General features: G+C 67.6%; 18 protein-coding genes and 1 pseudogene. 9 read left to right on the top strand and 10 right to left on the bottom strand.

Annotated features, from left to right (window positions below):
• Positions 1-81 precede the first annotated feature (81 nt).
• Positions 82-681: an OmpW/AlkL family protein gene (locus FK527_RS08115; protein WP_114483117.1), complete on the top strand. Its 600-nt coding sequence runs from the start codon at positions 82-84 to the stop codon at positions 679-681.
• 115 nt (positions 682-796) lie between these two features.
• Here FK527_RS08115 and FK527_RS08110 read toward each other — a convergent pair whose 3' ends face one another.
• The 4 genes from FK527_RS08110 to ispD are packed head-to-tail and all read right to left on the bottom strand — an operon-like array spanning position 797 to position 3,827.
• Positions 797-1,624, bottom strand: a complete 828-nt coding sequence (locus FK527_RS08110) for a DODA-type extradiol aromatic ring-opening family dioxygenase (protein WP_170132850.1) — start codon at positions 1,622-1,624, stop codon at positions 797-799.
• A 31-nt stretch (positions 1,625-1,655) separates the two neighbouring features.
• On the bottom strand, positions 1,656-2,504 hold the full coding sequence (locus FK527_RS08105) for an enoyl-CoA hydratase/isomerase family protein (RefSeq protein WP_114483116.1): 849 nt from the start codon (positions 2,502-2,504) through the stop codon (positions 1,656-1,658).
• A 38-nt stretch (positions 2,505-2,542) separates the two neighbouring features.
• Positions 2,543-3,073 (bottom strand): 2-C-methyl-D-erythritol 2,4-cyclodiphosphate synthase, encoded by a 531-nt coding sequence (gene ispF, locus FK527_RS08100; protein ID WP_114483115.1) that lies wholly within the window; start codon positions 3,071-3,073, stop codon positions 2,543-2,545.
• 40 nt (positions 3,074-3,113) lie between these two features.
• Positions 3,114-3,827 carry a 2-C-methyl-D-erythritol 4-phosphate cytidylyltransferase gene (gene ispD, locus FK527_RS08095; protein WP_246072724.1) on the bottom strand — a complete coding sequence of 238 codons (714 nt, stop codon included), beginning with the start codon at positions 3,825-3,827 and terminating at the stop codon, positions 3,114-3,116.
• Positions 3,828-3,908: 81 nt separating this feature from the next.
• Here ispD and FK527_RS08090 point away from each other — a divergent pair, with 81 nt between their 5' ends.
• Complete coding sequence (locus tag FK527_RS08090; RefSeq protein ID WP_241659369.1) at positions 3,909-4,196, top strand: DUF2442 domain-containing protein; 288 nt, start codon at positions 3,909-3,911, stop codon at positions 4,194-4,196.
• A gap of 33 nt (positions 4,197-4,229) precedes the next feature.
• Here the strand turns inward: FK527_RS08090 and FK527_RS08085 are convergent, their stop codons facing one another.
• Both FK527_RS08085 and hrcA read right to left on the bottom strand, forming a co-directional pair.
• Positions 4,230-6,560, bottom strand: a complete 2,331-nt coding sequence (locus FK527_RS08085) for a xanthine dehydrogenase family protein molybdopterin-binding subunit (protein WP_144732216.1) — start codon at positions 6,558-6,560, stop codon at positions 4,230-4,232.
• 884 nt (positions 6,561-7,444) lie between these two features.
• Entirely contained in the window at positions 7,445-8,461 is a 1,017-nt protein-coding gene (gene hrcA, locus FK527_RS08080; RefSeq protein ID WP_144732213.1) for a heat-inducible transcriptional repressor HrcA, read from the bottom strand.
• A 26-nt stretch (positions 8,462-8,487) separates the two neighbouring features.
• On the opposite strand from hrcA, the gene FK527_RS08075 reads away from it, so the two are divergent.
• On the top strand, positions 8,488-9,384 hold the full coding sequence (locus tag FK527_RS08075) for an NAD kinase (protein ID WP_144732210.1): 897 nt from the start codon (positions 8,488-8,490) through the stop codon (positions 9,382-9,384).
• A gap of 2 nt (positions 9,385-9,386) precedes the next feature.
• On the top strand, positions 9,387-11,063 hold the full coding sequence (gene recN / locus FK527_RS08070; RefSeq protein WP_144732207.1) for a DNA repair protein RecN: 1,677 nt from the start codon (positions 9,387-9,389) through the stop codon (positions 11,061-11,063).
• A 40-nt stretch (positions 11,064-11,103) separates the two neighbouring features.
• Here recN and FK527_RS08065 read toward each other — a convergent pair whose 3' ends face one another.
• Both FK527_RS08065 and purM read right to left on the bottom strand, forming a co-directional pair.
• A complete protein-coding gene (locus FK527_RS08065) occupies positions 11,104-12,060 on the bottom strand; it encodes an AI-2E family transporter (protein WP_144732456.1) in 957 nt (318 codons plus the stop codon).
• 122 nt (positions 12,061-12,182) lie between these two features.
• Entirely contained in the window at positions 12,183-13,247 is a 1,065-nt protein-coding gene (gene purM, locus FK527_RS08060) for a phosphoribosylformylglycinamidine cyclo-ligase (RefSeq protein ID WP_144732204.1), read from the bottom strand.
• 213 nt (positions 13,248-13,460) lie between these two features.
• Here purM and hda point away from each other — a divergent pair, with 213 nt between their 5' ends.
• From hda to pdxH, 5 genes and pseudogenes are all read left to right on the top strand, one after another.
• Positions 13,461-14,141: a DnaA regulatory inactivator Hda gene (gene hda / locus FK527_RS08055; protein ID WP_144732201.1), complete on the top strand. Its 681-nt coding sequence runs from the start codon at positions 13,461-13,463 to the stop codon at positions 14,139-14,141.
• Positions 14,142-14,186: 45 nt separating this feature from the next.
• A complete protein-coding gene (locus FK527_RS08050) occupies positions 14,187-14,873 on the top strand; it encodes a histidinol-phosphatase (protein ID WP_144732198.1) in 687 nt (228 codons plus the stop codon).
• Positions 14,870-16,327, top strand: a pseudogene (gene pcnB, locus FK527_RS08045) (polynucleotide adenylyltransferase PcnB); the annotation flags it as partial. The gene FK527_RS08050 and the pseudogene pcnB, both read left to right, overlap by 4 nt.
• Before the next feature lie 503 nt (positions 16,328-16,830).
• Entirely contained in the window at positions 16,831-17,340 is a 510-nt protein-coding gene (gene folK / locus FK527_RS08040; RefSeq protein WP_144732453.1) for a 2-amino-4-hydroxy-6-hydroxymethyldihydropteridine diphosphokinase, read from the top strand.
• 65 nt (positions 17,341-17,405) lie between these two features.
• Positions 17,406-18,053: a pyridoxamine 5'-phosphate oxidase gene (gene pdxH / locus FK527_RS08035; RefSeq protein ID WP_144732196.1), complete on the top strand. Its 648-nt coding sequence runs from the start codon at positions 17,406-17,408 to the stop codon at positions 18,051-18,053.
• A gap of 76 nt (positions 18,054-18,129) precedes the next feature.
• Here the strand turns inward: pdxH and FK527_RS08030 are convergent, their stop codons facing one another.
• Positions 18,130-18,642, bottom strand: a complete 513-nt coding sequence (locus FK527_RS08030; RefSeq protein WP_144732193.1) for a DUF2242 domain-containing protein — start codon at positions 18,640-18,642, stop codon at positions 18,130-18,132.
• Between the two features lie 65 nt (positions 18,643-18,707).
• Positions 18,708-20,861 carry a TonB-dependent receptor gene (locus FK527_RS08025; protein WP_144732190.1) on the bottom strand — a complete coding sequence of 718 codons (2,154 nt, stop codon included), beginning with the start codon at positions 20,859-20,861 and terminating at the stop codon, positions 18,708-18,710.
• Positions 20,862-20,969: the final 108 nt, after the last annotated feature.

The following is a 20,969-nucleotide window of genomic DNA, read 5'->3' as shown; positions in this document are numbered from 1 at the left end:
TTACAGCAAGGTTTGCGCAACCGATCGGCGGTGCAATGCAGCCACGGGGGTCGTCCCCGTGCAACTGCACATGAGATTCCTATGAAAAAGAAACTGCTTGCTCTGGCTGCTCTCGGCGTTTTGGCTTCTAGCGCTGCTTTTGCGCAAGAAATGCCGGGCCCTTGGATGGTTCGTCTGCGTGCCGTGCGCGTGAATACCGATCATGGTGGCGCTGCGGGTGATGCTGGCGTGAAGGTCAGCAGCAAAACCATCCCCGAGGTGGATGTCAGCTACTTTTTCACGCCCAACCTGGCGGCCGAGCTGATCCTGACCTATCCGCAAAAGCACACTGTGCGCCTTGGCGGCACTCCGGTCGGTTCGCTCAAGCAACTGCCGCCCACCCTGCTGGGCCAATACCACTTTACAGGCCTGGGTGCATTCAAGCCCTATCTGGGCGCCGGCGTGAACTACACGCGCTTTTCCAGCGTCGATATCGCCGGCGGTGCCGTGTCGATCAAGAAGGACAGCTGGGGCCCCGCATTGCAAGCCGGTCTCGACTACGCGCTGGACAAGAACTGGGTGCTCAACTTCGACGTCAAGAAGGTCTGGATGGACACGAAGGTGACGGGCGCTGGTTTGGACCACGCCAAGTACAAGGTCGATCCGTGGCTGATCGGCGTGGGCGTGGGCTATCGTTTCTGAGGCACGGAGGCCGCGGCGCTGCAGTGGCAGCGCTATTGGTCGCAATGCTCTTTGGGTGAAAAGCCGGTGCATGCACCGGCTTTTTATTGGCTGCTCTGCCTGCGCAGTTTGCAGCTCAATCGAAGCGAAACGCCGACACCACGGCGCTCATCACCGTATCTGAAAACACCTTGTGCCCGGCGCCGTCGTCCGCCGCGCCGGCCGCCACGTGCAGCGGCAGCAGGTGTTCTTCGGCGCGCGGTGGGTGCGACTGGCGGCCCCAGGGCGCACTCGCGCGCTCCCAATCGGCGAGCAGCGCATTGCGCTCATGGGCCGGGCGCGTCACGGCGTCGGTGAGCCATGCGTCGAAGGCCGCACTGATCGGCGTGGAGCGCGGGTTGCCGTAGCCGCGCATGTTGTGCCAGCTCATGCCGCTGCCGATGATGAGCACGCCCTCGTCACGCAAAGGCGCCAGGGCCTGCCCGAGCCGCAAGTGCGCGCCTGCGTCAAGACTGCTGAGCAGCGACATCTGCAACACGGGCACGTCGGCCTCGGGAAAGGCGACCTTGAGCGGGATGAAAGTGCCGTGGTCGTAGCCGCGATTCGGGTCTTGCACCGGCGCAAAACCGGCCTGAGCAAGCAAGGCGCTCGCGCGCTCGGCCAGCCAGGACGCGCCGGGCGCGGGGTAGGTGAGCTGGTAGGTGTGCGGCGGAAAGCCGTAGTAGTCGAACAGCAAACCCGGCTGTGCGGCGCTGCTCATGCTCGGCTGCGGCGCGAGCCAATGCGCCGTGACCAGCGCGATCGCGCGCGGCCTGGCCGGCAGACTGGCCGGAATGCTGCGCAAAAACGCCGCCATCCTGTCCCAGGTGCCCGGCGGGTCCCAGTCCATGAAAAAGCACGGCCCGCCGCCATGCGGGATGTAGAGCGTGGGCATGCGCACGGTGCGGTGGGTGGGCTCGTTCATGGGCATCCAGACACAGTCAAGAGGTTTTTCTTCAGCAGCCGCGGAACACCGGCTTGCGCTTTTCGTTGAAGGCGCGCACGCCTTCGAGGCGGTCTTGCGTGTCCACGAGGTGGTTGTAGGCCTCGACTTCGAAGCGGTAGGCGGTACGCAGCTCCATCTGCGTGCCGTAGCGCACGGATTTTTTCACCTGCCGCACCGCGAGCGGCGCATTGGCCGCGATCACTTCGGCCGTCGCGAGCGCCTGCGCAAGCACCTGTTCGGGCTCGAACAGCTGGTTCACCACGCCCCAGGCCAGCGCCTGCTGCGCGTCGAAGGGCCGGCCCGTCATCAAAATCTCCTTGGCGCGGCGGTCGCCCACGGCGCGCGGCAGGTTTTGCGTGCCACCCGCGCCAGGCATGATGCCCAGCGTGACTTCGGTGAGCGCAAAGCGCGCGCTCTGGCTCGCATAGATGAAGTCGCAGCACAGCGCCATTTCGAGCCCGCCCGCGTAGGCGTGGCCGTTCACCGCGGCGATCACGGGCAGCGGCAAATCGACCAGCGTCCAGACCGCGCGCTCGAACAATTCATGCTGGCGCTGCCACTGCGCCTTGGTCATGCCGTTGCGCTCCTTGAGGTCGCCGCCTGCGCAAAAAATCTTGCCGCCCGCGCCCGTGAGCACCACGCAGCGCACGGGGCCCGCGTCCTCGGTGAGCCGGCTCCACAGATCGAACAGGTCGCGCCCCATTTGCGTGTTCATCGCATTGCCTACCTCGGGCCGGGCGAGCGTGACCTGCAGCACATGCGCGCCCACGAGCGCCGTTTGCACCGTGTCGTAGCGCGGCAGCTCGTAGGCGGCGCTGGCGAGGTCGGCAGCGTTGGAAGATGCGGTGTGTTCAGACATGCAAGTCTCCTAAAACAGTAGCTTCTCAGGCAATACCATCAAGCGTTAGAGCCAAATTTATATATGAGGGCCACGGCCCGCGCCTCGATCGCCGCGCCCTGCCCCACCGGGCCCAGGCGCTCGGCCGTCTTGGCCTTGACGTTGACCTGCTCGGCCGCCACGCCGAGCGCCTGCGCAATGCGTGCGCGCATGGCCGCGATGTGCGGCGCCAGGCGCGGCGCCTGCGCGACCACGGTGCTGTCGATGTTGCCCACGCACCAGCCGGCCGCCTGCACGCGGCGCGCGGCCTCGGCCAGCAGCGCGAGCGAATCGGCGCCGCGGAAGGTGGCGTCGGTGTCGGGAAAGTGCCGGCCTATGTCGCCCAGCCCCGCCGCGCCCAAGAGCGCGTCGGTGATCGCGTGCAGCAGCACGTCCGCATCCGAATGCCCGAGCAGGCCCAGGGAATGCTCGATGCGCACACCGCCAATCACCAGCGCGCGCCCCGGCACCAGCGCGTGCACGTCCCAGCCCTCGCCGATGCGAAACGGTGGCGGAGGGAAAGCGGTGGGGGGCAAATGCGGTGTGCTCATGTCGGAGTTCAGGCAGTCAGGAAGCCATCGATGGTGACCATCATAGGCGCTCTCGGCTTTGTAGCACGGCCTCGGCCAGCGCAAAGTCTTCGGGGTATGTGACCTTGAAATTCTGCGCGCTGCCGCGCACCAGCAGGGGCCGGTGGCCCGCCGCCTCCATCGCGCTGGCCTCGTCGGTGATGCCGGCAAAGCCCATGTCCGCGTGCGCCGCCAGCGCCGCCTGCAGCGCGCCCAGGCGAAACATCTGCGGCGTCTGCGCGAGCCACTTACCCGTGCGATCGAGCGTCGCGGCCACGCGGCCGGCCGCATCGGCGCATTTGAGCGTATCGGCCAGCGGCAGCGCGAGCAGGCCGCCCACCGTGTCGGGCAGGCAGGCGTCGATCAGCGCGTCGATCTGCGCCGGCGTGACCAGACAGCGCGCCGCATCGTGCACCAGCACCCAGTCGTGCGCCGCCGCGCCGAGAGCCTGCAGCGCAGCAAGACCATTGAAAACGCTCTCGGCGCGCGTAGCACCTCCGCAAGGCGCTATCAAAAACGAATCGTCGTGTGCGGCGAGCGCCTCATCCCCCGGCGCCACCACCACGAGCACCCGCGCGATGCGCCCCACCTGCGCAAACGCCGCAAGCGTATGCCGCACCAGCGGCCGCCCGGCGAGCGGCTGGTACTGCTTGGGCTGCGCCGTCCCCGCACGCGAGCCGCTGCCGGCACAGGGGAGCAGGGCGAAGCAGCGGGGAACATGGGGAGACGGGGGCATGAGAGTGTCGAAGTCCATTACGAAAAGTGGAACATGCAAAATTCAGATGGTAAGAGGCCCCCAATGTCTGGAAAGAACATCTTGTTCGCTGAAGTCACGCACGTTTCTCCAAACGGTTTCTGGCTGCTGCTCGATGAAGAGGAATTGCTGCTCCCATTCACGGAATTTCCTTGGTTCAAGCAAGCCACTATAGCGCAGCTTTGTACCGTGGAGCGCCCAAGCTCCGACCATCTTTATTGGCCAGAGCTCGATGTCGACCTGTCCGTCGAATCCATTCGCCACCCTGAGCGCTTTCCATTGGTGGCAAAAACCACGACCCCAGCCACGCCAGAGGGAAACGCCGCACGGCAAAAAGACACAAACGCATGAGAGGTGCGGCGGCGGGCTTAGCCACCGACACCCTCACCCCAGCAACAACTCCCACAAACGCCCCGGCGACAGCGGCATTTGCAGCTTGGGCGCCAAATCGGCGCGGCCGTTGCGCGCCAGCGCGTCGGCCACGGCGTTGACGATGCAGGGGGTGGCGCCTATGGTGCCGAGTTCGCCTACGCCTTTGACGCCCAGCGGGTTGTTGGTGCAGGGGATGGATTCGTCCATGGCGGTGATGAATTCGGTGGCGATGTCGTCTGCGCGCGGCGCGGCGTAGTCCATCAGGCTGCCGGTGAGCAGCTGGCCGCTCGCGCCGTCATAGACGATCTGCTCGTGCAGCGCCTGGCCTATGCCTTGCACGGCGCCGCCGTCGAGCTGGCCGCGCACGATCATGGGGTTGACCACGCGGCCCACGTCGTTCATCGAGGCGTAGCGCACCACGGCCACGGCGCCGGTCTGCGGGTCCAGCTCCACCTCGCTGAGGTGGCAGCCGTTGGGCCAGCTCGGGCCGTTCACGGTGTAGCTGTGCTCGACGAAGATGTGGCCGCCATCCTGCCGCGCGGCCAGCTCGAACAGGCCGATGGCGTGGTCGGTGCCGGCGACATGAAAGCGCCCCGCGGCGTAGCGCAGGTCTTCGGGCGCGGCTTCGAGCGCCTGCGCGGCCAGGCGCCGCGCTTCGTCGAGCGTGCGCTCGGCGCCGGTGCGCAGCGCCGAACCGCCGGTGAAGATCGAGCGCGAGCCTCCGCTGCCAAAGCCGTTGCCACGGTCGGTGTCGCCCAGCACCACACGCACGCGCTCGATGGGCACGTCGAACGCATCGACGACGAGCTGCGCAAGCGTGGTGGCGATGCCCTGGCCCATCTGGTTGACGGCGGAAAACACCTCGATGATGCCGTCGCCGTTCAAGTCGCCCTTCACCTCGACGGTGACGCGCTCCTCGAACACGTTGCCGCCGGTCCACTCCAAAAAGGTCGCGATGCCCAGGCCGCGCCACAGGCCGCGTGAGCGCGATGCTGTGGCGCGCGCCTCGAAGCCATCCCAATCCGCGAGCGGCAGCGCGCCATCCAGCACCTGTTCGAAGCGGCCCACGTCGTAGGTTTGGCGCATGGGGTTGGTGTAGGGCATTTGCTCGGGGCGGATGAAGTTGCGCCGGCGCAGCTGCAGGCGGTCGATGCCGGTCTGGCGCGCGGCCTCGTCCATCAGGCGCTCGATGTTGTAGATGGCCTCGGGCCGGCCGGCACCGCGGTAGGCGCCGGTGGGCGCCTGGTTGGTGAGCACGGCGCGGAAGTGAAAGTCGATCACCGGCACGTGATAGACACTGGTCTGCACCCAGGGGCCGATCAGCAAGGGGATGGCGACGCCGTTGGGCTGCGCGTAGGCGCCCACGTTGGCGTCGGAGTGCACGCGCAGGCCCAGGATGGTGCCGTCGGCGGCCAGGGCGAGTTCGGCATGGGTTTGTACGTCGCGCCCGTGCGCGGAGCTCAAGAATTCTTCGCTGCGCTCGGCCGCCCAGAGGACGGGCCGGCCCGTGGCGCGCGCGGCCAGCGCCACGACCACGTCTTCGGGGTAGGGCGCGCCCTTCATGCCAAAGCCGCCGCCCACGTCGCCCACGCGCACGCGCACCTGCTCGGGCTCTACGCCCAGCGCCTTGGCGACGGCGGCGCGCACCGCCGTGGGCATTTGCGAGCTGATTTGCACCTGCATGCGCCCGTCCTCGGGCCAGGCGCGCACGGTGCGCGGCTCCAGGGTGAGCGCGGCCAGGCGCTGGTGCGTCAAGTCCAGCCGCACCACATGCACAGCCTGCGCAAACGCGGCGGCGCAGGCCGCGGCGGCGCCGTGGCGCGCCTCGCAGGCGATGTTGTCGGGCGCGGCGGGCCAGAGCGCGGGCGCGCCTTCGGCCAGCGCCGCGGCAAGGCTGGGCACGACGGGCAGCTCTTCGTATTCGACCCATACGGCCTCGGCGGCGTCCTTGGCCTGCTGGATGCTGTCGGCCACCACGGCAGCCACGGCCTCGCCGACGAAGCGCGCCGTCTCGTACGCGAGCGGCAGGCGCGGCGGCGTGGCGCAGGGGCTGCCGTCCGCGCGCTGGAACGCCGCGCCGGTGGGCATGGGCGGCACGCCCTGCGCCACGAGCTGTGCGCCCGTGAGCACCGCGCGCACGCCGGGCATGGCCAGGGCATCGTCAGTGTGCACGGCCACGATGCGCGCATGCGCATAGGGCGAACGCACGAACACCAGGCAGCCGTCGCCGGGTTGGCGCAAGTCGTCGGTGTAGCGGCCCGCGCCGGTGAGCAGCGCGTCGTCTTCGAGCCGGCGCACGGCCTGGCCGCTGCCAAAGCGTTGCGTGGGGGTGTCTGCGCTCATGGAGTGTCTCCTCGTCGGGTGTTGAGCGTGGCTGGTGTTGCTGCTGACTGTAGCGATTTCTGTTGCCGGGGAATCGAGGAAAATCGGTGTCATGAACTGCCCCCCGAAAAAAGGACGCCACGAGGTTTGTAATGATGACCTTGTGGAGAGAGGATGAAGACAGGAACAGATCGTAGCTACACGCCGGAGTTCGGGAAGCGGCGGTCAAGCAAGTGATCGATGGCGGGCGCTCCATTGCGGTGGTGGCGCGCTCGCTGAAGACGCCCTGCAGGTCCTTCTAGGACCCACGTGTGAGCTATGCTGCAGAGCAAACCCTAGGTGAATATGAATGGTAGGCCGTGTTGGACTTGAACCAACGACCAAAGGATTCAGGTTAGCGTGAGTTTCCCCACTCCCTGGACTATCTCATCACCCTCGCCGCGAATTTCTCCGCACGTTAGGGTGCCGGGCGCTCTCGGGGTGCTTATCGGATTGGCTCCTCACACCCTAGTCTCTGCACCTTCTCGCCTACCGGTTTTTCAACCTGCCTTCGGCGAGCTTGGCTCAGGATTGCCGGGCCATCGACTGGCTGACGGTTTCCCTGAGTTCACCCGGTTTTTCCATTGCCGCTTTCACGACAAGGTCACCACTTCGATGAGTCCTCTGCTCTAACCAACTGAGCTAACGGCCCATTCATAAAACAACTTCAACTCTCTACGCTTTCAGTGTCCCCGAGGGCCACCGCCCACCGCCATTTTTCCTGCAGTAAAGAGCGTAGCAGGGGCCCTTCCGCTGCTTCCACCCGTAGCAATCCGGCAAATTCGCCAAACCGCTGTAAGTGCTGAGCTAACGCCCCAAATCCCGCCGCTGAACCGGGCGGGCGAAAAGACGGCTATTGTAGCCTCTCAGGGGCGGTGGCTCAACGCGTTGGAGACGAGCTTGGAGGTGATGTCCACGATCTGGATCATGCGGTCGTAGGGCATGCGCGTGGGGCCTATCACGCCCAGGGTGCCGACCACCTTGCCGTCGATCTCGTAGGAGGCGCTGACCACTGAGAGCTCCTCGAAGGGCACGACCTGGCTTTCGCCGCCGATATAGATGCGCACGCCTTCGGCCTGGTTGGTGATGTCGAGCAGGCGCAGGATTTGCGTTTTTTGCTCGAACAGCGCGAACGCGCGGCGCAGGTGGGCCATGTCGGCTGAAAAGTCGCTCACGGACAGCAGGTTGCGCTCGCCCGAGATCACGACTTCTTCCTGCGCTGCGCTCAGGGCCTCGGAGCTCGCGTTCACTGCCGCCTGCATGAGCGCGGCGATTTCACCGCGCAGCGTTTCCACCTCGGACTTGAGCTTTTCACGCACCTGCTCCATGGACAGGCCGGCGCAGTGGGCGTTGAGGAAATTCGCGGTTTCGAGCAGTTGCGACTGGGTGTAGTCCACGTCGGTGAAGATCACGCGGTTTTGCACGTCGCCTTCGGGCGAGACGATGATCACGAGCAGGCGCCGCTCCGACAGCCGCAGGAATTCGATCTGGCGAAACACCGAGGCGCGCCGCGGGGCCAGCACCACGCCCACGAATTGCGACAGATTCGAGAGCAGCTGCGCCGCATTTGCTATGACTTTTTGCGGTTGTTCGGGCGCCAGTTCGGGTGGCAGCTCGGGTGCCGGCAGCGGCTCTGGCTGCACGGTGAGCATGGTGTCCACGAACAGGCGGTAGCCGCGCGCGGTGGGCACGCGGCCGGCCGAGGTGTGGGGGCTCGCGATCAGACCCAGGTCTTCGAGGTCGGCCATGACGTTGCGGATCGTGGCCGGGGACAAGTCCAGCCCCGAGGCGCGCGAGAGCGTGCGCGAGCCCACGGGCTGGCCTTCGGCGATGTAACGCTCGACAAGGGTTTTGAGCAGCAACTTGGCACGGTCATCGAGCATGGCGGTTTTGATGATGTAATTTGCAAATGAAGTCCAATTTTCACCATGTTGCGCTGTTTGGCAAATACCAGACCGCGCCAGCCGCGGGCAAACCGGAAAACGCACGCGCGGCACTCGAAGACATCGCCGAATTTCTCGCACGCCGCGGCTGCGAGGTGGTGCTGGAGGCCGAAACGGCGGCCAACACCGGCCTCGTCCAGTACCCCAAGCTCACGGTGCCCGAAATCGGCGCGCAGTGCGACCTGGGGCTGGTGGTGGGCGGCGATGGCACCATGCTGGGCATAGGGCGCCAGATGGCGCGCTACGGCACGCCCTTGATAGGCATCAACCAGGGTCGGTTGGGCTTCATCACCGACATTCCCTTTGGCGACTACCAGGCTGCGCTCACGCCCATGCTGCGCGGCGAATACGAGGAAGACCGGCGCGCGCTGATCCATGCGCGTGTGCAGCGCGATGGCGGCACCGTGTTCGAGGCGCTCGCGCTCAACGACGTGGTGGTGAACCGCGGCGCAACCTCGGGCATGGTGGAGCTGCGCGTGGAAGTGGGCGGCCATCTGGTGGCCAATCAGCGCGCCGACGGCCTCATCGTGGCGACGCCCACGGGCTCGACGGCTTACGCGCTTTCGGCCGGCGGCCCCATGCTGCACCCGGCGATTCCGGGCTGGGTGCTGGTGCCGATCGCACCGCACACGCTGTCGAACCGGCCCATCGTGCTGCCCGACGATGCCGAAATCGCCATCGAACTCGTCAACGGGCGCGACGCGAGCGCGAATTTCGACATGCAGTCGCTCGCCTCGCTGCTGCATGGCGACCGCATCCTCGTGCGCCGCGCGCAATACTGCGTGCGCTTTTTGCACCCGCTGGGCTGGAACTACTTTGCCACGCTGCGCAAAAAGCTGCGCTGGAACGAAGGAGCCTCCTGACCATGGCGCTCAAGCGGATCACCCTGCGGGACTTCGTGATCGTGCCCGCGTTAGAGCTCGAGTTGCAGCCCGGCTTCACCGCGCTCACGGGCGAAACGGGCGCGGGCAAGTCCATTTTGATCGATGCGCTGCAGCTCGCGCTGGGTGCGCGCGCCGACGCGGGCGTGGTGCGCGAGGGCGCGGCCAAGGCCGAGATTTGCGCCGAATTCGACTGCCCCGCAGCACTTCGCCCCTGGCTCGACGAGGCCGGCTTCGACGCCGAAGACACGCTGCTGCTGCGCCGCAGCATAGACGCGCAGGGCAAGAGCCGCGCCTGGATCAACGCCACACCCGCCACGGCCACGCAGCTGCGCCAGCTCGGCGAGCAATTGCTCGACATCCACGGCCAGCACGCCTGGCAAAGCCTGATGCGGCCCGATGCGGTGCGCGGTCTGCTCGACGCCTATGCGGGCGCCTGCGCGCACGAGGTCGCCGCGCTCTGGACGCGCTGGCGCGCCGACGTGCAGGCGCTGGAGGCCGCAGTTGCGGCGCAGCAGAGCCTGCATGCGGAGCGCGAGCGGCTGCAGTGGCAGATCGACGAGCTCGAAAAGCTCGCGCCGCAAGAGGGCGAATGGGAAACGCTGGAGGCGCAGCACCGGCGCTTGTCGCACGCGCAGGCGCTGATCGATGCGGCGGGTGCGGCGCTCGCACAGCTCGAGCACGAGGACGCCGGCGCGCAGAGGCGGCTCGCGCAAGCGCAGACGCGCCTGCAGGCGCTGGCCGAGCTCGAACCGGAATTTGCCAACCTCGCAGAAATCCTGGCGTCCTGCCTCGCGCTCGCCGCGGACGTGCAACATTCGCTACAGACCTATCTGGGCCGCACCGAGCTCGAACCGCAGCGCCTGGCCGAACTCGACGAGCGCCTCGCACAGTGGCTGGCGCTCGCGCGGCGCTACCGGCGCCCGCCCGCGGAGCTGCCGGCACTGCTGCAATCGTGGCAGCATGAGCTGCAGCGGCTCGATGCCGCTGCCGACCTCGCCGCGCTCGAGGCCGCCGAAGCGCGCAGCGCGCAAGCCTACCGCGCGGCGGCGCAGGCGCTCTCGGCCGCCCGCCACGAGGCCGCGCCGCGCCTGTCGGCCGCCATCACACAGGCCATGCAGGGGCTGGGCATGGCCGGCGGCTTGTTCGAAGTGCGCGTACAACCCGCGGCCCAGGCCACGGCGCACGGCATCGACGAGGTGGAATTCCTCGTCGCGGGGCACCCGGGCGCCACGCCGCGGCCCTTGGGCAAGGTGGCCTCGGGCGGGGAGCTGTCGCGCATTTCGCTCGCGATCGCAGTCACCACGAGTGCGCTCGGCTCTGCCGGCACCTTGATATTCGATGAGGTCGATGCCGGCATCGGAGGGGCCGTGGCGCAGACCGTGGGGCAGCTCATGCAGCAGCTGGGGCGCGCGCGCCAGGTGCTGGCCGTGACGCACCTCGCGCAGGTGGCAGCCTGCGCCGACCACCACCTCGTCGTGGTCAAACAGCGCGCCGCAGACGGCAGCTACAGCAGCGTGGCCGAGGTGCAGGGCAGCGCGCGCGTAGCCGAGATCGCGCGCATGCTGGGCGGCGCGCAGTTGACCGAAACCACGCTCGCGCACGCCCGCGAGATGCTCACCGCGATGCCGCAGGCGCCAGCTGCAAAAGTATCAAATTGATAGCTTCCTATGCTTTGTGGATGGGCATTCGCAGCATATTTCATACCAAATCCTCCGCCTGCAACTCGCGCTTCAAGTAGGCATAAAACAGCGGCGCCGCCACCAGACCCGCAGGGCCGAACAAGGCCTCGAGCACGAACATGGTGGCAAGCAGCTCCCACACGGTGAGCTGCGTGCGCTGGCCCACGACCTTGGCGTTGATGAAGTATTCGGCCTTGTGGATGACCACCAGAAACACCAGGCAGGCCAGCGCCACGATGGGCGAAACCGACAGGCCCACCAAGGTCAAAACGGCGTTGTAGAGCAGGTTGCCCACGATGGGGATCAACCCGAGCACGAAGCTCAGCAAAATCAACACCATCGCATACGGCAGGTGGTATCCCCACAGTGGCAGCACGAGAAAAAGAAACAAGGCCAGCAGGCCGGTATTGACCAGCGCGATCCAGAACTGCGCGACCACGATGCGCCGAAACGTGTCGCCAAACAGTTGCACGCGCAAGTGCAATTGCGCCGTCAGCGGCTTGAGCGCGGCCACCGGCGGGCGGCTTGCGGCGAGCGCGCCGACGATCAGCCCGACGATGGCGTGCACCAGGCCCGCGAGCCAGGCCCGCCCGGTAATAGCGAGGCTCCCCGCCCTGCTGCCCAGGTAGTTGGCCAGGATGCGCTGTATCTCTGCCGCGCCTTCAGGCAGTTGGCTCGCGATGTCGGCCGGCAGCCGCTCGCGCAGCTCGAGCACGGTGCGCGCCAAAAAGGCCAGCAGCTCACGGTATTGCGCGGGTGCATCCAGCAGCATGCCGCGCGTGTACGGGAAAGCCACGCCCAGCAGCGCCAGCGGCAGCAGCACGACCACGGCGGCCGCAAGGCGCGGCGCCGTGCCCGAACGCATGAGCCGACCGAGGCGCGCACTGAGCCAGCGCGTACCCAAAAAACCCAGGCACACGCAAAGCAGGCCCGGCAGCAGGTGGCTCAGCATGATGAGCAGCAGCGCACCCGCCATCAGCACGTAACTGGCGATCCGGACGGCGCGGGGGGCGGAATCGGCCACGGTGATGCAAAAGCGTCAAAAGCGCACGGCCATGCGCGCTGCCCGCACCAGGCCGCTGGTGTGGGCCATGGCCCTCAAACCACCACCACCGCCGCACCCGCGCCACGCGCTGCGATGCGGCCTATGCGGTACACCTGCTCGCCTGCGGCGCGCAGCGTGCTGCTGGCGGCATCGGCGTCGGCCTCGGCCACGATCACGACCATGCCTATGCCGTTGTTGAAGGTGCGGTTCATCTCCACGTCGTCAATGCCCGCAGTCTGTTGCAACCAGGCAAAGAGCTCGGTTTGCGGCCAGCTGCCCTTCTCAAGATGCGCCGCGAGCCCGTCGGGCAGCGCGCGCGGGATGTTTTCGAGCAGGCCACCGCCCGTGATATGCGCGAGCGCCTTGATACCACGGCTGCCCTGCGCCGGGTGCTGCGCGAGCGCAGCGAGCACGCTTTTCACGTACAGCCGCGTAGGCTCCATGAGGGCGGCGCGCAGAGGCTTGCCGTCCAGGCTTGCGGGCAGCCGCCCGGCGGCGCGCTCCAGGCACTTGCGCACCAGGCTGAAGCCGTTGGAGTGCACGCCGCTGGAGGCCAGCCCCAGCACCACGTCGCCCGCCTGCACGTTCTGGCCCGTGAGGATTTGCGATTTTTCGACCGCGCCCACGGCAAAGCCGGCCAGATCGTATTCACCGGGCGGGTACATGCCGGGCATCTCGGCCGTCTCGCCGCCGATGAGCGCGCAGCCCGCAAGCTCGCAGCCGCGCGCGATGCCGCCCACCACGGCCGCTGCGGTATCGACGTCGAGCTTGCCGCAGGCGAAGTAGTCGAGGAAAAACAGCGGCTCGGCGCCCTGCACCAACACGTCGTTGGCGCTCATGGCCACCAGGTCTATGCCCACGGTGTCGTGCATATTCCACTCGAAGGCCAGCTTGAGCTTGGTGCCCACGCCGTCGGTGCCGCTCACGAGCACGGGCTCGCGGTAACGCTTGGGCAGCTCGAACAATGCGCCAAAGCCGCCTATGCCGGCGAGCACGCCCTCGCGCAGCGTCTTGCGCGCCAGGGGTTTGATGCGCTCGACGAGGGCATCGCCGGCGGCGATATCGACGCCGGCGTCTTTGTACGACAGGGGGGTGGCAGTAGGATCAACAGCACTCATGGCAGGGCAGCACGGGCGAACGTGCACAGCAGACTAAAATTCGCGCCGATTCTACGGTGCCGGTCAGGCCACCCGGCCGCTTTTCCCTTCAGCGGGCCTGTTGCTCGCCACAGCCACTTTCGCCACCTCCGCCCCCAAGCCAGCCCCGTCCCAAGCCCGCATGCCATCGGCCATCGCCCCCTCCCCTTCGCTGCCTGCACGATGAAGCTCCCCATGAAGCAACTGGCACTGGACCTGGGCCTGGCCCCGTCGCCCTCGCTCGCGCAGTTTCACGCCGGCCCGAACGCAGCGGCGCTGCAGCATTTGCGCCTGATGCTTGCATCTGCAGCGCCCGTGCCCACCTACCTGTGGGGTGAGGCCGGCAGCGGCAAAACGCATCTGCTGCAAGCTGTGCGCGCCGAGTTGCAAGAGCGCGGCGCGAGCGTGGGCTGGCTGGCTGCGGACAGCGCCACTGCGCCTGACTTCGACGCGCGCTGGACGGCCGTGCTGCTCGACGACGTGCACTCCTACGACAGCGCCCAGCAGGCGGTGGCCTTCAACTGGTTCATCAACGCCTTGCATCCCGCGAGCGGCAGCCCGCGCTGGGTGCTCGCGGCGGGTGCGCTGCCGCCCGCCGACCTGCCGCTGCGCGAGGACCTGCGCAGCCGCCTGGGCTGGGGCCATGTATTCCAGCTGCAGCCGCTGGGCGAGGCCGACTGCCGCGCCGTGCTGCGCGCGCAGGCCGCGGCGCGCGGCATTCGCCTGAGCGACGAGGTGCTGGACTTCATGCTGCAGCGCTTTTCGCGCGACCTGGGCAGCCTGATGCAGCTGCTGGACGCGCTCGACGCCTTTGCCCTGCGCACCCAGCGCGCCGTCACGATTCCATTGCTCAAAACCATGCTGGAGGCGCTCTGATACAGCGCAAGCAGCTCTTCTTTTCATACCAACTTTGACCCGCGCATGACACCCCCGTCCCGCCCCCGCGTCACGCTGTTCGACCTGGACCATACACTGCTGCCCATAGACTCCGACCATTCCTGGGGCGAATTCACCGTGCGCATCGGCTGGCACGACCGCGACGAATTTTTGCGCCGCAACGACGCCTTTTATGCCGACTACCAGGCCGGCACGCTGGACATCCACGACTACGTGCGCTTTGCCACCGCCGCGCTGCGCGAGCGCGGCCCGCAGGAGGCCGCCGCCGCGCAGGCCCGCTTCATGCGCGAGGTGATAGCGCCCGCCATCCGGCCCGAGGCGCTCGCGCTGCTGCGCCAGCACCAGGCGGCGGACGAGCACGTGCTCATCATCACCGCGACCAACGAATTCGTCACGCGCCCGATCGCCGACGCGCTGGGTGTGCCCGAGTTGCTCGCCACGCGCCTGGCGCGCGACGCCAGCGGCTGGATCACCGGCGAGATCGAGGGCGTGCCCTGCCTGCGCGCAGGCAAGGTGCAGCGCATGGAACAATGGCTGGCCGCGCGCGGCTGGGGCTGGAGTGACATCGAAAGCACGTTTTACAGTGACTCGATGAACGACTTGCCGCTGCTCGAAAAAGTCGCCCACCCCGTGGCCACCAACCCCGACCCGCGCCTGCGGGCCATCGCGCAAGAGCGCGGCTGGCGCATTCTGGACCTGTTCGCCTCATGATCAAAAACTTCATCGACAAGCTGCTCGGCAAAGCCCCCGCTGGCAGCGCCAAAGCCAAGAAAAAGCCCTCCTTCGGCCGCCGCGCCGAAGTGCCCGCGAGCGTGCACGGCATAGACCCGAGCCTGGTCGATCGCCGCGCCGCCGAGGTGGTGCACACGCTCAAGCAGGCGGGCTTCGAGGCCTACATCGTGGGCGGCGCGGTGCGCGATCTGCTGCTGGGCCTGCGCCCCAAGGACTTCGACGTGGCCACCAACGCCACGCCCGAGCAGGTCAAGCAGCTGTTTCGGCGCGCCTTCATCATCGGGCGGCGCTTTCGCATCGTGCACGTGGTGTTCGGGCGCGGGCGCGAGCACGAAGTGATCGAAGTCTCGACCTTCCGCGCCTACCTCGACAGCGCCGCGGCCGAGCAGGTCAGCGGCAACGAAAAAAGCTCGCGCCAGGCGCTCGCGGGCGTGCAGCACGCCGTCGATGTCTCGGGGCGCGTGCTGCGCGACAACGTCTGGGGCCCGCAGGAAGAAGACGCGGCGCGGCGCGACTTCACGATCAACGCGATGTACTACGACCCCGAGACACAGATCGTCGTCGATTACCACCAGGGCATCCAGGACGCGAAGAAAAAACTCCTGCGCATGATCGGCGACCCCGCCACGCGCTACCGCGAAGACCCCGTGCGCATCCTGCGCGCCGTGCGCTTTGCCGCCAAGCTCAGCGCACTGGGCTTTACGCTCGCGCCGCAGACCGCCGCACCGCTCGCAGCCTCGCTGCCCTTGCTCGCCGACGTGCCGCCCAGCCGCATGTTCGACGAAATGCTCAAGCTGCTGCAAACGGGCCACGCCATCGCTTCGGTCGAACAACTGCGCAAACTCGGGCTCGCGCGCGGCATCTACCCGCTGCTCGACATGGTGGTGGAGCGCGCCGACACCCCCTTCGTGCGCGCCGCGCTGCTCGACACCGACCGCCGCGTGGCCGAAGGCAAGTCCGTGGTGCCGAGCTTTCTGCTCGCCTGCGTGCTCTGGGACGACGTGCGTGCGGCCTGGCAGCAGCGCCTGCACACGCAGCACCCCCTGCCCGCGCTGCACGAGGCCATCGACGAAGTGTTCGAGCGGCGCATCGGCGACGTGTCCGGGCGCGGCAAACTCGCGGCCGACATGCGCGAAATCTGGGTCATGCAGCCGCGCTTCGAAAAGCGCACCGGCAACACGCCCTTGGGCCTCGTCGAGCAGCCGCGCTTTCGCGCCGGCTTCGACTTCTTGCGCCTGCGCGCCGACGTGGGCGAAGTCGATGAAGCCCTGGCCGAATGGTGGCAGGACTTCCAAACCGCCGACGACGAGCGCCGCGCCGACCTGATCGCGCAGGCGCGCGAAGAGCAAAAAGGCCAGGAAAAAGCACGCAAACGCCCTGCCAAACCCCGGCGCGCCGCACCTGCAGCGCCCGCAGCCGTCGCCCCAGGAGCCTGTCGGACTTTGGGCGTCGAAAGCGAGAATGCGCCCCAGCGAGACCAGTTTTTGCCGGATTCGCTGCCCCATAGTGGTGCTATGGGGCAAGAAGACGGTAAAAAATGGGCCGCTGCGGCGCATTCGCAGCCGACGATTCCAAAGTCCGACAGGCTCCTAGGCGCAGACGATGCACTGAGCGCGGACGGCGCACCCACGGGCGCGGAAGCGGCGACTGCGCCTACCGCCGACGAAGCCGCAGACGCAGACCAAGCCCCGAAAAAACGCCGGCGCCGCCGCCGCAAGTCCCCCGCGCAAGGTACAGGCGCAGAGGCCGGGGCGGATGCGGCAATCGACGCAGACGCTGGCTCAGACGCTGGCGCCAACGTCCCCGGCAGCGCGAGCGCGGCTGCGTCCGACCCCGCGCCGAACGCTGCGCCCGATGCCCGCTGATCGATGCCCGCTGAGCAATTTCCGCCGGCATGCCCAGCCCGCCACCCACCGACAACACTGATAACGCCGCCATGGACGCCGCAGCGCCATCACCCGCAGCGGCAGCGACGGAGATCGTGGAGGCCGTGTCTGCCGGCATAGCCCTAGGTGCCAACCTCGGCGACTGCGCCGCCACGCTGCGCCAGGCCCTGCAAGCCATCGCCGCCCTGCCCGGCACGCGCCTGCTGCGCCATTCGTCGCTCTACCGCAGCGCCCCCATCGCTGCCACCGGGCCGGACTACGTCAACGCGGTGGCCGAAATTCTCACCACGTTGAGCCCACAAGCGCTGCTGCAAGCCCTACAAAACCTGGAGCACGCCGCCGGCCGCGAACGCCCCTACCGCAACGCCCCGCGCACGCTGGACCTGGACATCCTCTGGTGGGGCGACCTGCACCTGCACACCCCCACCCTGACCCTGCCGCACCCATGCATGCACGAGCGCGCCTTCGTGCTCGTCCCCCTGGCCGAAATCGCCCCCGAGCGCGTCACGCCCGAACAACTGCGCGCGGTGCAGGGGCAGCGGGTGGATCGGATGGGGTAGTTGGACGTAATTGGAATCTGACCCCGATTTTTCTGCTCCCACCCGAACGAGGCACAATGCCCGGCATGACCCACACCCCCGCCTCTCTTGCAGATCTGCGCAAAAGCTACGAGCGCGCAGAGCTTAGTGAAGATGCCTCGCATGCCGATCCGCTGCTGCAGTTCGACCAATGGATCAAGGAGGCGCTCAACGCCCAGTTGCCCGAGCCCAACGCCATGACGGTGGCCACTGTGGGCAGCGATTTGCGCCCGAGCACGCGCGTGGTGCTGATCAAGGGCTACGACGCGCGCGGCATCGTATGGTTCACCAACTATGAAAGCCGCAAGGGCCGTGAACTTGCGGGCAACCCGTACGCGGCGCTGCAGTTTCATTGGGTCGAGCTCGAGCGCGTGGTGCGCATCGAGGGCGTGGTCGAGAAGGTCAGCGAGGAAGAAAGCGATGCCTACTTCCACAGCCGCCCGCTGGACTCGCGCATAGGTGCCTGGGCGAGTCCGCAAAGCCAGGTGATCCCGGGCCGCAATGTGCTGCTGGCCAATGCCGCGCGCTACGGCGCGCAGTTCCTGCTGCGCCCGCCGCGCCCGCCGCATTGGGGCGGCTACCGCCTGAAACCCGAGCAATGGGAATTTTGGCAAGGCCGCAAGAGCCGCCTGCACGACCGGCTGCGCTACAGACAGGAGGCTGGCGCCTGGGTGCGCGAGCGCCTGGCGCCTTGAGGAACGGCCTCCGGTTTCTACTGCGCCACGCCAGCTGGCGGGGCCGCCAAGAGCAGCATGGCGCGAACGCTGACGCTCACTTGTCGATGAAGGTCCAGACCAGGTCGAAAAACTGCTTGTAGAACTTCTTCTCGGTCACCGTGGTGCTCGAGACCTTGACGAGCGAGTCGGCGCTCTTGCTCCAGGGCAGCGAGATGCCGCCGCCGGCCACGCTCACGCTGGCGCCGCCCGAGACTTTCTTGAGCTTGTAGCGGGTTTCGATGGCGTTCACGAACACCGTCGCACCTTTGCTCGATGACTTGCAGATCACGTGGAAGTCGAGCACGGCGTTGAGTTCCTCCTCGGGCTGGAACTCCTTGTGCGCATGGATGTTCGTGTCCTTGGCCTCATCGATGCGGTAGCCCTGGCTCAAAAGGGCGCGCTGCGCCGCGTCGCAAGCCTCTTGCTCGCCGGAGGCGTAGGTGCGCTGGTACGGGGAGTCCTTTTTGAACTCCTCATCTTCATAGATCGGCCGGCTGCCGCAAGCCGCGCACAGCGCCAGCAGCAGCAATGCAAGCGGTCCCCTTGTGGTTGACCAAATGTGTTTCATGGCGCGCCAGTATAGAGGGCTTGCGCGGCGGTGCGAAGGCCCGAAGTCAAGCCCTGGTGGCGGCCTCAAAACTCCACGCGCAAGCCCAGCGTGATGTCGCGCCCCATGAGTGGCGCGGCGGTCTTGATGAACGAGGTGCTCGCGTAGGCCAGGCGGTTGTTCAGGTTGTTGGCCTTGAGGTAGAGCTGCCAGCGCTGCCCGAACGCGCCGCTCGACATGCCGCCGTAGCTCAGGCCCACGTTGAGCATGCCGTAGCCCGGCGTGGACGTCTCGAAGGCGGCGGTGCGATCCTGGCGCGCCACCTGCAGCCACTCGGTGTAGCCCTGCCAAGGGCCCCAGTTGCCGTCCAGGCGCAGCCCCGCGCGCGCGGCGGGCACGCGCGGCACGCGGCTGCCGTCGTCGAGGGATGCGCGCACCGCGTCGCCGCGCAGCGTAAGGCCCAGGTGGCGCGTGAGGCGCTGGCGCACCTGGCCTTCAAAGCCGGTGAAGGTCGCGTCTTGCTGGCTGTATTGCAGCAGTTGCAAGCCGCCGAGCTCATCGACGGTGCGGCCGTAGATGTAGTTGGCGATGTGGTTGCGGAACGCGCTGAGCTCGAAGGTGGTGTCGCCGGCCATCTTGCGCAGGCTCAGGTCGATGTTTTGCGCGGTCTCGGCGCGCAGATCGGCGTTGCCGCGTTCATAGGTGCGCGTCGCCAAGTGCAGGCCCTGGGCGTAGAGCTCCTCGGCCGTGGGCAGGCGCACGGCGCGCGTGAGCGAGGCGCCCAGCGCGTAGCCGGGCGTGAACTTCCACACCGCGCCGAGCGAAGCCGAGGTGCCGTGGTGCTCGCGTTCGATGCCGCTGCTTTGCGCCTCCACGCTCTGGCGGTCGTGGCGCAGCGCGGCTTCGAAGCGCCAGTCGCGCCAGCGGTACTCTTCGAGCGCGAAGAGGCCGATTTTGTGGGTGGCCGTGGGCTCGATGTACGACTCCTCACCGTCGGCACGAAAATCGCGCTGCCCGAGCTGCAGGCCCACGAGGCCGCGCCAGCCCGCGATCGGCAGGTGTTCGAGCTCGATGCGGCTGTCGTAGGCCCGGTTGTTGAACGTGGTGCCGATGGCGCCGTCCTCGATCTCGTTGTGCCGGTAGTGTGTGAGCCCGCTGCGCAGGCGCACGGCGGCGACGCCGGCAAACGGGTTGCGCAGCTCGCCGCGCAGGTCCCAGCGTTCGCTGAGCAGATCGACCATGGGCGCGGTGGCGTCGGTGGCAGCTTCTGCCGGCTCTGCGTCGGCGGGGCAGACCAGGCGGTTGCCCTCGGCGCCGCAGTCCGCATGCGCCGCGTCGTCGCCCGGCAGGCCGTATTTCGCGGTCTGGCGCGTGTAGGCCGCGCCGAGGTAGCCGTCGGTGTCGATCCACGACAGTCCCACGCTGCCCGTGTCGCCGCGCTGGTAGCTGCCGGGCACGCGCGCACCTTGCGGCCAGCCGCTGCCGGCGCGGTAGCTTTGGGCGTCGTTGGCCGCGCCTTCGACATGCAGCGCGAGCTGCCCCGCGCCACCGGTGAGCGCGAATGCGCCGGCTTTTTCGCGCGCGTTGCTGCCCGCGCGCAGCTCGGCGCTGCCCGTGTAGCCTTTCTCGGGGATGGCCGTGGGCACCTTGTCGTCGAGCACGTTGACCACGCCGCCCACGGCGCCGCCGCCGTAGAGCAGCGCCGAAGGGCCGCGCAGTACCTCGATCTGGCGCGCGAGCAAAGGGGTGGATGCGACCGCGTGGTCGGGGCTCACGGTGGAGGCGTCATGCAGCTCGGAGCCGTCGCTCAAGATTTTCACGCGCGGGCCGTCCATGCCGCGGATGATGGGGCGGCTCGCGCCCGCGCCGAAGTGGCTCGCGCTGATGCCCGGCATGCCGTCCAGCGTGTCGCCCAGCGTCGCGGCGCGCCGCTGCACGAGCTCGTCGCCTTCGAGCACGGTCACGGGCGTGGCCAGCTCGCTGCTGCCCAGCTGCAGGCCGCTGGCCGACACGGTGACGGTGGCGAGCGTGGGCGCCTCGGTGGCGGGGGCCGCGGCAGGTGTGGCCGTAGAGCTGGTCGCCGGGGGAGTCGCAGGCGCAGCCGCTGGCAGGGAAGTAGGCGCTGCGTCGGACGGAACGCTTTGCGCGTGGGCCAGACCGAGGCTCGTCAGCAGCAGCCCTGCCGCCAGAGCCACAGGACGCCGCGCCAAAGCGACAGAGGTTTTTTGAGAAGACTTCATGAAAGCAAACTTTGAGAACGAGGAACGCCGAGGCGGCACGCAGCCGCCAGACCACGCAGGCCATGGCCCGCGCAGACAGCGTTCCGAAAATATGAATGAAATATGCCT

Origin of the sequence: Extensimonas perlucida (assembly GCF_007655255.1) — a bacterium.
Taxonomy (GTDB): Bacteria; Pseudomonadota; Gammaproteobacteria; order Burkholderiales; family Burkholderiaceae_C; genus Extensimonas; species Extensimonas perlucida.
This window is presented reverse-complemented; position numbering and strand designations above follow the sequence as displayed.

Bases quoted from the DNA above. Each gene is read 5' to 3' on its own strand.
- FK527_RS08065 (WP_144732456.1), bottom strand. From the start codon at position 12,060: ATGGCGGGTGCGCTGCTGCTCATCATGCTGAGCCACCTGCTGCCGGGC.
- FK527_RS08025 (WP_144732190.1), bottom strand. From the start codon at position 20,861: ATGAAGTCTTCTCAAAAAACCTCTGTCGCTTTGGCGCGGCGTCCTGTG.
- FK527_RS08105 (WP_114483116.1), bottom strand. From the start codon at position 2,504: ATGTCTGAACACACCGCATCTTCCAACGCTGCCGACCTCGCCAGCGCC.
- ispF (WP_114483115.1), bottom strand. From the start codon at position 3,073: ATGAGCACACCGCATTTGCCCCCCACCGCTTTCCCTCCGCCACCGTTT.
- FK527_RS08050 (WP_144732198.1), top strand. From the start codon at position 14,187: ATGACACCCCCGTCCCGCCCCCGCGTCACGCTGTTCGACCTGGACCAT.
- hda (WP_144732201.1), top strand. From the start codon at position 13,461: ATGAAGCAACTGGCACTGGACCTGGGCCTGGCCCCGTCGCCCTCGCTC.
- purM (WP_144732204.1), bottom strand. From the start codon at position 13,247: ATGAGTGCTGTTGATCCTACTGCCACCCCCCTGTCGTACAAAGACGCC.
- recN (WP_144732207.1), top strand. From the start codon at position 9,387: ATGGCGCTCAAGCGGATCACCCTGCGGGACTTCGTGATCGTGCCCGCG.
- FK527_RS08115 (WP_114483117.1), top strand. From the start codon at position 82: ATGAAAAAGAAACTGCTTGCTCTGGCTGCTCTCGGCGTTTTGGCTTCT.
- FK527_RS08075 (WP_144732210.1), top strand. From the start codon at position 8,488: ATGAAGTCCAATTTTCACCATGTTGCGCTGTTTGGCAAATACCAGACC.
- pdxH (WP_144732196.1), top strand. From the start codon at position 17,406: ATGACCCACACCCCCGCCTCTCTTGCAGATCTGCGCAAAAGCTACGAG.
- FK527_RS08085 (WP_144732216.1), bottom strand. From the start codon at position 6,560: ATGAGCGCAGACACCCCCACGCAACGCTTTGGCAGCGGCCAGGCCGTG.
- folK (WP_144732453.1), top strand. From the start codon at position 16,831: ATGGACGCCGCAGCGCCATCACCCGCAGCGGCAGCGACGGAGATCGTG.
- hrcA (WP_144732213.1), bottom strand. From the start codon at position 8,461: ATGCTCGATGACCGTGCCAAGTTGCTGCTCAAAACCCTTGTCGAGCGT.
- ispD (WP_246072724.1), bottom strand. From the start codon at position 3,827: ATGCCCCCGTCTCCCCATGTTCCCCGCTGCTTCGCCCTGCTCCCCTGT.
- FK527_RS08030 (WP_144732193.1), bottom strand. From the start codon at position 18,642: ATGAAACACATTTGGTCAACCACAAGGGGACCGCTTGCATTGCTGCTG.
- FK527_RS08110 (WP_170132850.1), bottom strand. From the start codon at position 1,624: ATGAACGAGCCCACCCACCGCACCGTGCGCATGCCCACGCTCTACATC.